Source organism: Streptomyces sp. NPDC046261 (genome assembly GCF_040646235.1).
In the GTDB taxonomy this organism is placed as follows: domain Bacteria; phylum Actinomycetota; class Actinomycetes; order Streptomycetales; family Streptomycetaceae; genus Streptomyces.
Map to the genome: position 1 here is coordinate 51,247 of NZ_JBEYZU010000018.1, position 10,783 is coordinate 62,029.

11 protein-coding genes are annotated in these 10,783 nt (G+C 69.6%); 4 read left to right on the top strand and 7 right to left on the bottom strand.

The annotated features are described in order from the left end of the window. Window positions 1-74: 74 nt before the first annotated feature. On the bottom strand, window positions 75-1,235 hold the full coding sequence (locus ABZ956_RS24985) for an ornithine cyclodeaminase family protein (protein ID WP_361897765.1): 1,161 nt from the start codon (window positions 1,233-1,235) through the stop codon (window positions 75-77). A gap of 373 nt (window positions 1,236-1,608) precedes the next feature. Between ABZ956_RS24985 and ABZ956_RS24990 the strand changes: the two genes are divergently transcribed. Next, window positions 1,609-2,142 (top strand): GNAT family protein, encoded by a 534-nt coding sequence (locus ABZ956_RS24990; protein WP_361897767.1) that lies wholly within the window; start codon window positions 1,609-1,611, stop codon window positions 2,140-2,142. Window positions 2,143-2,205: 63 nt separating this feature from the next. Here the strand turns inward: ABZ956_RS24990 and ABZ956_RS24995 are convergent, their stop codons facing one another. Next, window positions 2,206-3,030, bottom strand: a complete 825-nt coding sequence (locus ABZ956_RS24995) for a dienelactone hydrolase family protein (protein WP_361897769.1) — start codon at window positions 3,028-3,030, stop codon at window positions 2,206-2,208. A 95-nt stretch (window positions 3,031-3,125) separates the two neighbouring features. Here ABZ956_RS24995 and ABZ956_RS25000 point away from each other — a divergent pair, with 95 nt between their 5' ends. Further along, a complete protein-coding gene (locus ABZ956_RS25000; protein ID WP_361897772.1) occupies window positions 3,126-4,097 on the top strand; it encodes a helix-turn-helix domain-containing protein in 972 nt (323 codons plus the stop codon). Between the two features lie 6 nt (window positions 4,098-4,103). Here the strand turns inward: ABZ956_RS25000 and ABZ956_RS25005 are convergent, their stop codons facing one another. From ABZ956_RS25005 to ABZ956_RS25020, 4 genes are all read right to left on the bottom strand, one after another. Then, entirely contained in the window at window positions 4,104-5,075 is a 972-nt protein-coding gene (locus tag ABZ956_RS25005; protein WP_361897922.1) for an acyl-ACP desaturase, read from the bottom strand. A 185-nt stretch (window positions 5,076-5,260) separates the two neighbouring features. Further along, complete coding sequence (locus ABZ956_RS25010; RefSeq protein WP_361897774.1) at window positions 5,261-5,740, bottom strand: hypothetical protein; 480 nt, start codon at window positions 5,738-5,740, stop codon at window positions 5,261-5,263. 190 nt (window positions 5,741-5,930) lie between these two features. Continuing rightward, the gene (locus ABZ956_RS25015) at window positions 5,931-6,098 is read right to left on the bottom strand and encodes a hypothetical protein (RefSeq protein ID WP_361897777.1); all 168 of its coding nucleotides are present in this window, start codon (window positions 6,096-6,098) and stop codon (window positions 5,931-5,933) included. A 236-nt stretch (window positions 6,099-6,334) separates the two neighbouring features. After that, on the bottom strand, window positions 6,335-7,093 hold the full coding sequence (locus ABZ956_RS25020) for a class I SAM-dependent methyltransferase (protein ID WP_361897780.1): 759 nt from the start codon (window positions 7,091-7,093) through the stop codon (window positions 6,335-6,337). 441 nt (window positions 7,094-7,534) lie between these two features. Here ABZ956_RS25020 and ABZ956_RS25025 point away from each other — a divergent pair, with 441 nt between their 5' ends. Together ABZ956_RS25025 and ABZ956_RS25030 are read left to right on the top strand one after the other, a co-directional pair. Beyond that, entirely contained in the window at window positions 7,535-8,461 is a 927-nt protein-coding gene (locus ABZ956_RS25025) for a methyltransferase domain-containing protein (protein WP_361897783.1), read from the top strand. 30 nt (window positions 8,462-8,491) lie between these two features. Next, complete coding sequence (locus tag ABZ956_RS25030) at window positions 8,492-9,427, top strand: XRE family transcriptional regulator (protein ID WP_361897786.1); 936 nt, start codon at window positions 8,492-8,494, stop codon at window positions 9,425-9,427. A gap of 57 nt (window positions 9,428-9,484) precedes the next feature. On the opposite strand, the gene ABZ956_RS25035 is transcribed toward ABZ956_RS25030, so the two are convergent. Then, the gene (locus ABZ956_RS25035; protein WP_361897789.1) at window positions 9,485-10,729 is read right to left on the bottom strand and encodes a cation:proton antiporter; all 1,245 of its coding nucleotides are present in this window, start codon (window positions 10,727-10,729) and stop codon (window positions 9,485-9,487) included. Window positions 10,730-10,783: the final 54 nt, after the last annotated feature.

A 10,783-nucleotide genomic window follows, 5' to 3' on the forward strand; every position in this document is an offset into this window, starting at 1 on the left:
TTCAGCCTTCTCTGGATGGCCGGCGAGACAAGCCCCCGGCGAATGCTGCTGATTGATCCGGTCAAGTGATCCGGTCAGGCCGCGGCGGCCGGCACCGCGGAACGCGTGGAAGCACCCGCGGCGGAATCGACACCGGCGAGCGGCGGATACGGGTCGAGGCTGTCGACCGGGTGGTATTCCACCTCGACGGTGTGACCGAGCCCGTATTCGACGGCGAGTTCAAGGAAGAGGTCGAGGGCCAGGTGGTCCTCGAAGGCGAAACCGGTGGAGTCGAATACGGTGCTGCGCTCCCGCCAGGGCACGGCCGAACCGGGATCGGCGCAGAACGTGGCCAGCGCGGGGCCGACGGCGTCCTCGGGCAGCTGCTGGCACTCGCCCTCGACGCGGGACTGTGCCAGGTGGTCGTAGGTGACGAGCGAGCGGGTGAGCAGCCCGAGCGGCAGCTCGGTCTTGCCGGGCAGGTCGGCGCCGACCGCGTTCACGTGCACGTGCTCGCGCATGACGGTGTCGGGAAGGACGGGCCCTTCACCGACGCCCACCGTGGTGGCGGTGCAGATGATGTCGGACTCGGCGGCCACGGTCGAGGCGGTGACCAGCTCGATCCGCAGGTCCCGGCCGAGGAAGGCGACCCGGCGGGCGAACGTCGCCGCGTGCTCGGGATTGATGTCGGACACCAGGACCCGGCGCACGTCGAAAACCCGCGTCAGGGCGTGCAGTTGCGTGACGGACTGGGCGCCGGCGCCGATCAGACCGACGGTCGTACTGTCCGGACGGGCCAGCAGCCGGCTCGCCAGCGCGGACATGGCCCCGGTCCGGATCGCGGTGGGCACCACGCCGTCCGCGAGCGCGACCAGCCGGCCGGTGATGTCGTCGAAACGGGTCACCGTGCCCAAAATGGTGGGCAGTTCATGGTGCAGCGGATTGGCCGGCGTGTATCCCACGGTCTTGAGCGTCATGCCCTTGCCGGGTTCGTGGTGCGGCATCCATTCGATGACGCCGATGCCGTCGGAATCCCGGGTGAATCCACCGCGCGGCGGTGTCGTGGCGACTTCGCCGCGGCCCAGCGCGGCAATTCCGGACGCCATTCGCTCGATCATCCGGTCCATCAGCGCATCGCGGCCGACGAGTTGCACGATCCTGGCGATATCAGACGCAGGCAGAATCAACGTGCTCATGCAGCCCCAGTCCCCCAACTGTTCAATGTCTGCGCCCGAGCGGCTGAGCCCGGCCGACAACGAACCTAGATCGACATCGGAGGACTGTCAATGTTCGCCTCTTCGCAGGTCAGGACCGTTTGAGGGCCATAACAGACGCGTAGTTCACATGGTCTGAGCTGTAGGGAATTTCACATGGCGTGGAGTGGTAGGCGGGTGTGTCACGACACTTCGGGGGATTTGTGCCGGACGCCAGCCGGTACACGACTACACGACGCGCGGGTGGCCGCCGTCACGCTCGCCCCTTCGGTTCGCAGTGCCGGTGAGGTGTTCAACTGCGCGACGGTGCCGGCGGGAACCGCGACGGGGCGTGCTGACACTGCCCGTAGGCAGGCACAGCCGAAGGGGGATCCGTCCTTGTACGCTGAGCCGCATCCCTTGGAAGGAGGGGCTCATGCCCGAAGCGGCGACCGACGGACTCACGTCCCGGACCGTCCTGGCCTCACGGGAAGGCATCGTGCTCGCGGAGCCGGTCGCCACCGACGAAGAGATCCTCGACTCCCGAGGAGACGGCGCGTTCGATGTCGACAGGGACCCCGATGCCGGCCCGCCGCCCATGAACACCCCGATCGAGCGCGCCTGCGTCCTCGACGGCGCGACAGGAGAACTGCTCGGCAGCGCCAGCTGGCACGCGGTCCATTACGGACCCGCCGTGTCATGCCTGGCATGGAACATCGGTCTCGTCCTGCTACCACCCGCACGCGGACGCGGCATCGGCGGCACGGCCACCCGCCTGCTCGCCGAACACCTCTTCACCACAACCGAGGTGTTCCGGGTGGAACTCTCCACCGACGTCACGAACGTGGCCGCTCAGCGGGCGGCACAACGCGCCGGCTTCCACCGGGAAGGCGTCATCCGCGGCGCACAACTGCGCGACGGCCACCGCCGGGACCTCGTCGGCTACAGCCTCCTGCGCAGCGACCTGTGACCACCGCCGACACCGGCGGGGACAGCGGGGAACGAGGCGATCCGGCCCACGGCCCGCTGATCATCACACCTCCCGCAAGCGGTCGGTGAGGAAGGCGAGGATCTCGTCCCTGGCCTTCCGCGTCGGATGTCCGTCCTCGTCGACGAGGTGTGCGGTGACCACGCTGTGCGGACACCCGACGACCTCGCGGAAGAACGGGGGCGGATCGGTGTTGGCGGAACCGCCCGGAAGGACGCGGCCGTCGAAGGCGTCACCCAGAAGCGCCCGGTAGGCGGCGAAGCGCCGGCCGGTGCACCAGCGGTCGTTGTCGAAGCGGTAGGCGAGGACCTTCAGTCCATCGCGCGTGACGCGGTCCCGCACCGCGCGCGCGTCCTCGTCACTGAGCTCGAGTCCGGCCGGGTCGTCCAGCGGCAGTGACGGATGGTTGACCACCGGCGCGATGACGGCCGGTTCGATCGCCATGGTGAGCGCGAAATTGCCGGTGAAGCACAGCCCGATCGCGCCGACTCCCGGACCGCCGCATTCGGCGTGGGCCTGGCGTGCGAGCCCCCGCAGCCACGCCGTGACGGGACTGGTGCCGCCCCCGGCGAACGCACGGAACTCGGCACTGACGCACGCCCGACGGGCAACCTCCTTACCGCCCTCGACCGAGGGCCAGGCACCGTCGGTCCCGAAGAGCGAGGGAACGTGGACGGTGAAGCCCGCATCCCGCACCCACCGCGCCAGTCGAAGAACGTCAGGGCTGATGCCGGGCATCTCCGGCATCAACACGACAGCCGGCCCGGAACCCCCGGCGTACACCGTCTTCACCACCCCGTCCACGTCCACGAGTCGGCGGGAGAAGTCCGAGATCGCGTCGTCGACACAGCGTCCGTTGGAAGCACTCATGATGCCCAGCCTGGCCTGGCACCCCGCACACGGTGAGAGGCCAGATCGCCATGTACGGGGGTAGTCTCGCCACAGCCGGTGGTGAGGAGGCGAACGTGAGCGCGCTGCGGGTCGGTGTCCTGGCCTATCCCGGCTGCTTCGCGTCCGAGGTGTTCGGCGTACCCGACCTCCTGACGATGGCCATGCACGTCGCCGGCCCGGACCACGCCGGATACGAGGTGTCGATCGTTTCGCCTCGCCGTCGCGTCGTCGCATCGGGCGGGGCGGCATTGGCCGTCTCTCCGCTGCGCGAGGTCGACGTCCTGGTCGTGCCGGGGTTCGAGCACCCGCCGGGCCTGGACGTCGATGCGAAACTCACATCCCTCGCCCCGGACATCGCGGCGATACGCTCACACGCCGCCGCGGGCGACGTCGTGGTCTCGATCTGCGTCGGCGCGTTCCTGCTCGCCGAGGCGGGACTTCTCCACCGACGCCGGGCCACGACGTCATGGCTCCACGCGGACGAACTGGCCCGACGCTGCCCGGACACCGATGTCCGAGCCGACCGTCTCGTCGTCACCGACAAGGGGGTGACGACGACGGCGGCCTTCAGCGCCATGTACGACTTCGCGCTGGAACTCATCCGCCGACACAGCGGTGCCGGCGTGGCCCGGACGACCGCGCGCGTGGCGCTCGTCGACGATGCGCGCATATCCCAAACCCTCTACGTAGACCCGCGACTTCTTCCGCGGCCAGGCAACGAGTTCTCCCACAAGGTCATGCGACGGCTCGACCAGTACCTGACCGACCGGTACGACCTCGCCGCCTTGTCGGACACGTTCCATGTCAGCACCCGGACGCTGCTTCGCCGCTTCGCGGACGAGACCGGCCAGAGCCCGCTCGCATACCTGCAGTCGTCACGCGTCCGTCGCGCCCGCCACCTCCTTGAGACCACGGACCGAACCGTCGCGAGCATCGCCGCGTCGGTCGGCTACAGGGACCCGGGAACCTTCGCCGCTCTCTTCGCCAAGCACACCGGACGCCGCCCACGGGACTACCGCGTCACCTTCCGGCGCGGTGCCGACTGATGAGGGCTACGCCGCAGGGCCGGAATCTTCTTCGCTGGGCGTTCCTCCGGCCGCCGTACGTGCGGTGCGTGCCGCCAAGCGCTCGTCGAACCGCGCTGCCTTCGCCTCCAGAACGGCCAGGAACGCGGCCAGTTCCTCGCGTGCCTTCTCGCCGTCCGGGCCCAGGCCGGTACGCTCCATGATTCTCAGGTGGCGCAGCACAGGCTGGAGTACGTCGTCGTGGTGGATGCGCAGGTTGTACACGCCGCCGACGGCGATCTTCAGCGCCTTCCGCTGGAATCCGGAGATGCCGTGGCCCGGCATGCGGAAGCCGGTGACCACGTCGGTGACCGCGCGCATGGCGGCGTCCGGGGCGAGTTCGAAGGCCGCCTTGAGGAGGTTCCGGTAGAAGATCATGTGCAGGTTTTCGTCGATCGCGACGCGCACGACAAGCCGCTCGGCGATCGGGTCGCCGCAGAGCTTGCCGGAGTTGCGGTGCGCGAGACGGGTGGCCATTTCCTGGAAGGTCACATACGCCACTGAGTGCAGTAGGCCGTCCTGGTGGTCGTTCCGGTATCCCGCCGTCATGTGTGCCATGCGGCACCGTTCCAGGGCGACGGGGTCGACGGCGCGGGCCGTCAGCAGGTAGTCGCGGATCGCGATGCTGTGGCGGCCCTCTTCCGCGGTCCAGCGGTGCACCCAGGCGTCCCACGCGCTGTCCCGGTCGACCATGCGGGCGATCTCATGGTGGTAGCTGGGCAGGTTGTCCTCGGTCAGCAGATTGAGCGTCAGCGCGATCCGCCCGACCTCGGTCAGCGAGGACTCTTCGGGGCACCACGCCTCGCCTCCCAGTACGCCGTCGAAGTCGCGGCCCCTCGACCAGGGCACGTACTCGTGCGGGAACCACTCCTTGGCAAGGGAGAGGTGCCGGTCGAGCTCGGCGGCCGCCACGGGTTCGAGTTCGCGAAGCAGCTCGGGCCCGCCGGGAACGTGGTTGATCAAGATCACGGCGACTCCCTGCGGGCGCGGGGACCGGCAGGGATCGTCCAGTGCAGGCGCGCACCGAGGCGTCCTGCGTCGTCCGGTCCCACATCTCCTCCTTGTCCGTCCGATGTTCCACGGCAGCATAGTGAATTTGATGCGTTAAGTTCGGTTTTGTAGGCAGCGGGGCAACGGGGCGAATCTCACCGGTCGGCCTCCGCCGGCTCGTCGTCGCCGAGCTCGGTGAGGGCCAGGACGGCGGCGTGCTGCTCGGCGCTGAGGCCCAGCGGCTGCTCGCCGCGTTCCTCGGACGCGGTGTAGAGGTGGCGCTGACCCTCGGCCCAGGCGCGCAGCAGCTCGCGGGCCTCGTCGGGGGTGATGTCGAGGGCGGCTGCCGCCTCGTTCCAGGTGGCGCCGAGTTGCAGGGCGTCGCGGACGTGGGCACCGCGGCCGTACTCCATCTCGCGGCGGATCGCCTCGCGCAGCGCGAGCACCGCCAAGGCGTCATCTGTGGTGGCCGGATCGGCCTCGCGTGTGAAGTCGGCGGGGAGCAGACGGTTCGTCAGCCGGTCGGCGTGTACCTGGTGCTTCTCCGCCAGCCACATCAGCGGAGTGGCGGGCGGGACGTCGCCGGGGCGGCAGACCTCCAGGTCTTGCCAGTGCTTGTACGCGTCAGTGCTCATTGGGCCGAGTCCGTCCCTCTGTCACAGGCGTGCGGGCGTCGGTCATGACCGCGCGCCATGTCCGGTTCTTCGCCTCAGGTACGGCATCCGGATAGGGGAGGTCCCCGTAGGGAACGACCGACGCTCGTAGCTTGTCCGACCGCACCCCGCTGCGATGGCCCCGCAGACCACGGAGCGCGTCGTCACCGTCCTACCTCTTGTGGCGCCTCTGCTCCCGCGGCGTCTCTTCGTCGCGTTCCATCGATTCCGGGTCGCGCCATTCCTCGGACCGGGTGGGACGACCGGAGCGGTGCTGTGCCCGCACCCCCTTCTTGAGCTCGTCGTCCTTCTTCGGCCCGTGCTTGTCGCTCCGCTGCATGGCTGCACTGCTCCTTCCAGGGCGGCTCGCGCTCTTCGAGCGCACACACTCACCTGCCCTGCGCCTCTCCAGCCGCAGGCAGGAGAAACATCCCGTATTTTCCCTTCTCACCAGCCTAGGCCAGCCGACGTACCGGCGCGCGCCTTGAGGATGCCCGTCGAGGAGACGTTGACGCGGGAGGGCCGCGGTCACCCAGGTGGAGGATCCGATGCTGTGCGTGGTCGATATGCCGGTGCTCACGTTGGCAAGAGGCGAGCGCGGTAGCAGTGCGTGATGTACGGCATGGGGATGTTGTCCGTGCCAGCCAGCGCGGGGTGAGTGTCACAGAAAGCACGGACTTCGGCGAGGAGGGCCGTGCGCTCGGTGGGCGGGAGAGTGATGACGGAGCTGCCAGAGGAGACCAGGTCGATGAGCTCGGCGGGGGTGAGGTGATCGCGCCATTCGACGGTGTGGTGCTCGACGCGCGCGAAGGGCGGCTGGACGGCGTCGACACCGACGCCGACGCTGGGAGTCGGCGGCATGCCGTGCGGGTGCAGGATCCGGTCGAGGTCGGCGACCCAGTCCGCACGCTTGTCGTGGGTGTTCCACACCAGGCTCAAGGTGCCGCGCGGGGTGAGCGTGCGGGCGACCTCGGGCAAGGCGCGTTCGGTGTCGACCCAGTGCCAGACCTGTGCGGCGACCACGGTGTCGACGTGGCGGTCGGGCAGGGGAATGGATTCGGCGGAGCCGGCCAGCGCGGGGATGCCCGGGAGGTCCCGGGTCAGTTCGGCGCGCATCTGCTCGTCGGGCTCGACCGCGATGGTTTCCAGCCCGCGCTCGTGGAGCTGGCGGGTCAGTTTGCCGGTGCCGGCGCCAAGGTCGAGGACGCGGCGCGTGGTCGCCGGGACCATCCAGTCGATCGCCTGGGCGGGATACGGCGGGCGCCCGCGCTGGTAGGCAGCCGCAGCGGTACCGAAGGACAGGGCGGCCCGCGCGCGGCGGTCGCTGCAGTCCATGTGCCTCTCCCTTATGCGCCATCGAGTGCCCGGCATCCTGCCCGGACTGGTCATCCGAGTATCCGGGGTATCCGGGCTTTCGGGCGATCACGCTTTCGGGCGATCACGGCAAGGGCCTCCCGGGCGTGATGCCCGGTCACCCTGCCTGCCATCCGCTGCACGCACCGCGTACGGCGGATCGTCATCTAACCGCGACTGTCCTTTGCGTGGATGCGTCCGGACCGCTCGCCTCATCACCCTCGTACCTCCTACTGTGGGCAGCGGCTCAGCTGTGTGGTGGAGGGAGGCCGTGGTGGGTGGCCAGGATCGACAGTCGGGTGACGGTGAGGTCGGGGGCCCGTACTCCAGTCCGGGTGATCCGGGCAATCCCATGCCTCAGGAGGAACCCCTGCCGGAGGATGACGATGACTAGCGGCCCGGACACGGAGTCCGGTCGTGGCGATGGACGCTGAGGTTCTGCGGGCGCGGTGCGCGAAGGAGCTGGAATCCAGCCCGCGCGGCTACTTCGGCGGCCTGTCGTGGCTGCGCAACGCCTTCGCCGCAGTGCCGCGCGAGCACTTCGCGCCCGATCGCCTGTGGTGGCCACGCCCCGGCGAGGACGGACTGTACGCCCTGATCGACCGAAGCAAGACGCCGAAGCGGTGGCTGAAGGCGGTCTACCTGCTCAGAACACCGCTGATCACCCAGATCGACGACGGCGCGGTCGCCCCGGACGCCCCCGCGAGCGGGGCTTTCACCTCCAGCATCTCCTGCATCACCGTCGTGATCGAAACGCTGCGCCACCTCGCCCCTGCCCCCGGCGACAAGGTGCTGGAGATCGGGACAGGCACCGGCTACAACACCGCCCTCCTTGCCCATCGCACCGGCCCGGACACGTTGACCACCGTCGAGATCGACCCACAGATCGCCGCCCAGGCCCGGGAGCGGCTCGAGGCCCTGGGCGTCCGCGCACGGGTGGTGACCGCGGACGGGGAACAGGGCTTCCCCGCTGGGGCCCCCTTCGACCGGATCGTCTCCACTGCCTCTGTCCGCCGCATCCCGACGGCCTGGCTGCGGCAGTTGCGCCCTGGCGGTGTCCTCGTCGCCCCGCTGGACAGCCCAGCCGGTTACGACCTCACCGTCCGCATGACAGGCACCGGCCATGGTGCCGCCGCCGGGCGTCCGGTCGCCACGGTGGAGTTCATGCGCCTGCGAGGCCAGCGCACCCCACAGCCTCACACGGGCCTCGGTTGGCCTGACGGAATCGACATGCAGCGGTGGCGCGAATTCGAGATTCATGCCGACCAGAACGGACAGCGCATCCGCGCCGGCCGGGTCATGCGGGGCCGGGGCCGGGACACGGTGTCGTGGCAGGAATCAGCATTGTGAGTACGCAGAGCGGCGGGCCACGATACCCACATGGGGGACTTGGGTGACGTGGGGGACTCGCAGCCTCAACAGATCGGAGACGCCGCTGAGTTCGCCGCCGCCCTGCGTCGGCTCAAGCAGCGCTCGGGGCTGACCTACCGGCAGTTGGAGGAACGCGCGGCCGAGCACGGTGACGTGCTGCCGCGCAGCACGCTCGCCGACGCGCTGGGCGGAAAGACCGCGCTACGTCCCGAACCGCTCGCCGCCTTCGTACGGGCGTGCGGGGACGGCGAACGGGTCGCGGAGTGGCTCGCGGCCCGCGAGAGGATCACCCGGCTGCGGGCCCCCGCAGCCGGAGAGGGCAAGCCGTCATGGCGTACCCGCCTCACCGGGAGGCCCCGCCGGGCGGGGCTGCTGGTGGCGGTGGCACTGCCGTCCCTGGCGGCGGCCGCCATCGCCTGGGCACTGGTCGCCTCCGGCGAGCCTGGCCGCACCGAGGGCGCCGGGAGCAGGAGCTCCGCATCACCCCATGACGCGCCCCGACTGCCCGGAGGACACGTGCGGATCCGCCCCGTCCTCGCGGAGCGCCTGTGCCTGACGGAAGGGCACGTTCAAAGATACGAAGCGCAGGTCGCCGTACAGCGGCCGTGCGACGAGGTCGCGCCGCAGACGACCACGCTGGAGCCGCTGGACGGCAATGCCTTCCGGATCCAGTGGAACCACCCCGATCAAGGCAGGGGCTGCCTCAAGGCGCTGACAGGGGAGCCGGTCGCGGGGCTGCTGGAACCGTGGAACGCCTGCGAGCAGAGCAGCCGGTTCCGCATCGAGCCGTCCGGACCGGAGGGAAGCGGCCGGTACGTCTTCCGGGTGGACGACCGGGGATGCCTGGGCATCAAGGACGGGAGTACGGCCGCAGGGGCCGAGGCTGTCGTGGAGCCGTGCCACGGAAAACGCAGCCAGCAATTCATCGTCAACCCCGCGCCCTGAGCACAGATGAAGCGCCTCCCCTCAGCCCCTGCGCGGAACTGGTCCAGCTGCCGGCAGTCAGCCATGAGTCTGGGCGGCATCCGAGGGTGGCGCGGTCCCCGTGCGGGGAGATCCGTCACCGGCGGGCGCATCATCGGACGGAGGAATGGGGGAACTACGGGTGAGGGGGTGGGCGCGGGGTCCGAACCACCGCATGCACAGCGGTCCCAGGACGATGAGGATGGCGACGTATGCGGCGGCGAGGGGGCCGATACCCGGAGCGGCGCCGGCGGCGAGCCCGGCGATGACGATCGAGAATTCACCGCGCGCGATCAGCGCGGCCCCCGCCTGCCACCGCCCGGCAGAGCCGATGCCCGCTCGCCGCGCCGCGTACCAGCCCGTCGCCAGCTTCGTCAGAGCGGTGAAAGCCGCCAGCAGGAGGGCGGGAACGAGGACGGGCGGGATATCCGCCGGGTCGGTGTTCAGCCCGAAGAAGACGAAGAAGACGGCCGCGAACAGATCACGCAGCGGCACCAGACGGTGGTAAGCGCCTTCCGCGACATCGTCCGAAAGGGCGACGCCGATGAGGAACGCACCGACAGCCGCCGAAACGTGGAGTTCCTGAACGGCACCCGCGACACAGAACGTCAGACCGAGGACCATCAGCAGCAGCATTTCGGGATTGTCCGAGGACACGGCCCGGCTGATGATGCGGCCGTGCCGTACGGCCGTGTAGAAGACGACGCAGACCGTGGCCAGGGCGATGAGCAGGGTGAATCCGCCCTCCGCCGGGCTGCCCCCGGCCAGGAGGGTGGTGAGGAGGGGAAGATAGATCGCCATCGCCAGGTCTTCGATGATCAACACGCCGAGGAGAGCGGCGGTCTCATCGCTGCCGAGGTGACCGAGGTCCGTGAGGACCTTGGCGACGACACCGGAGGACGAGACCCAGGTGATGCCGGCCATGGCCACCGTGGCGGCCGTTCCCCAGCCCAGGAGTACGGCGGCCAGAGCGCCTGGCACCGCGTTGAGGACGAAGTCCATCGCACCGGACGGGTACTGCGTCTTGAGGCTGGTGGTCAGTTCCGAGGCGCTGTACTCGAGCCCGAGGAGCAGCAGCAGGAGCGTGACCCCGATCTCGGCGCCGGTGGAGACGAACGACTCACTGGCGCTGAGCGGGGCGATGCCCCCGCGGCCGAAAGCGAGGCCGGCGAGCAGGTAGAGGGGTATGGGGGAGAAGCCCAGCCGCCCTGCCAGCCGGCCCAGCAGCCCCAGACCCAGGATGACGGCGCCGAGTTCGACGTACAAAGCCGTGGTGTGGTGCATGAAAGGGACCTCCGGCGATCGGTGCGGGAACGGCGGTGGCACTTTTCGCGTGGA

Bases quoted from the DNA above. Each gene is read 5' to 3' on its own strand.
- ABZ956_RS24990 (WP_361897767.1), top strand. From the start codon at position 1,609: ATGCCCGAAGCGGCGACCGACGGACTCACGTCCCGGACCGTCCTGGCC.
- ABZ956_RS25030 (WP_361897786.1), top strand. From the start codon at position 8,492: ATGGGGGACTTGGGTGACGTGGGGGACTCGCAGCCTCAACAGATCGGA.
- ABZ956_RS25025 (WP_361897783.1), top strand. From the start codon at position 7,535: ATGGACGCTGAGGTTCTGCGGGCGCGGTGCGCGAAGGAGCTGGAATCC.
- ABZ956_RS25020 (WP_361897780.1), bottom strand. From the start codon at position 7,093: ATGGACTGCAGCGACCGCCGCGCGCGGGCCGCCCTGTCCTTCGGTACC.
- ABZ956_RS25010 (WP_361897774.1), bottom strand. From the start codon at position 5,740: ATGAGCACTGACGCGTACAAGCACTGGCAAGACCTGGAGGTCTGCCGC.
- ABZ956_RS25035 (WP_361897789.1), bottom strand. From the start codon at position 10,729: ATGCACCACACCACGGCTTTGTACGTCGAACTCGGCGCCGTCATCCTG.
- ABZ956_RS24995 (WP_361897769.1), bottom strand. From the start codon at position 3,030: ATGAGTGCTTCCAACGGACGCTGTGTCGACGACGCGATCTCGGACTTC.
- ABZ956_RS25015 (WP_361897777.1), bottom strand. From the start codon at position 6,098: ATGCAGCGGAGCGACAAGCACGGGCCGAAGAAGGACGACGAGCTCAAG.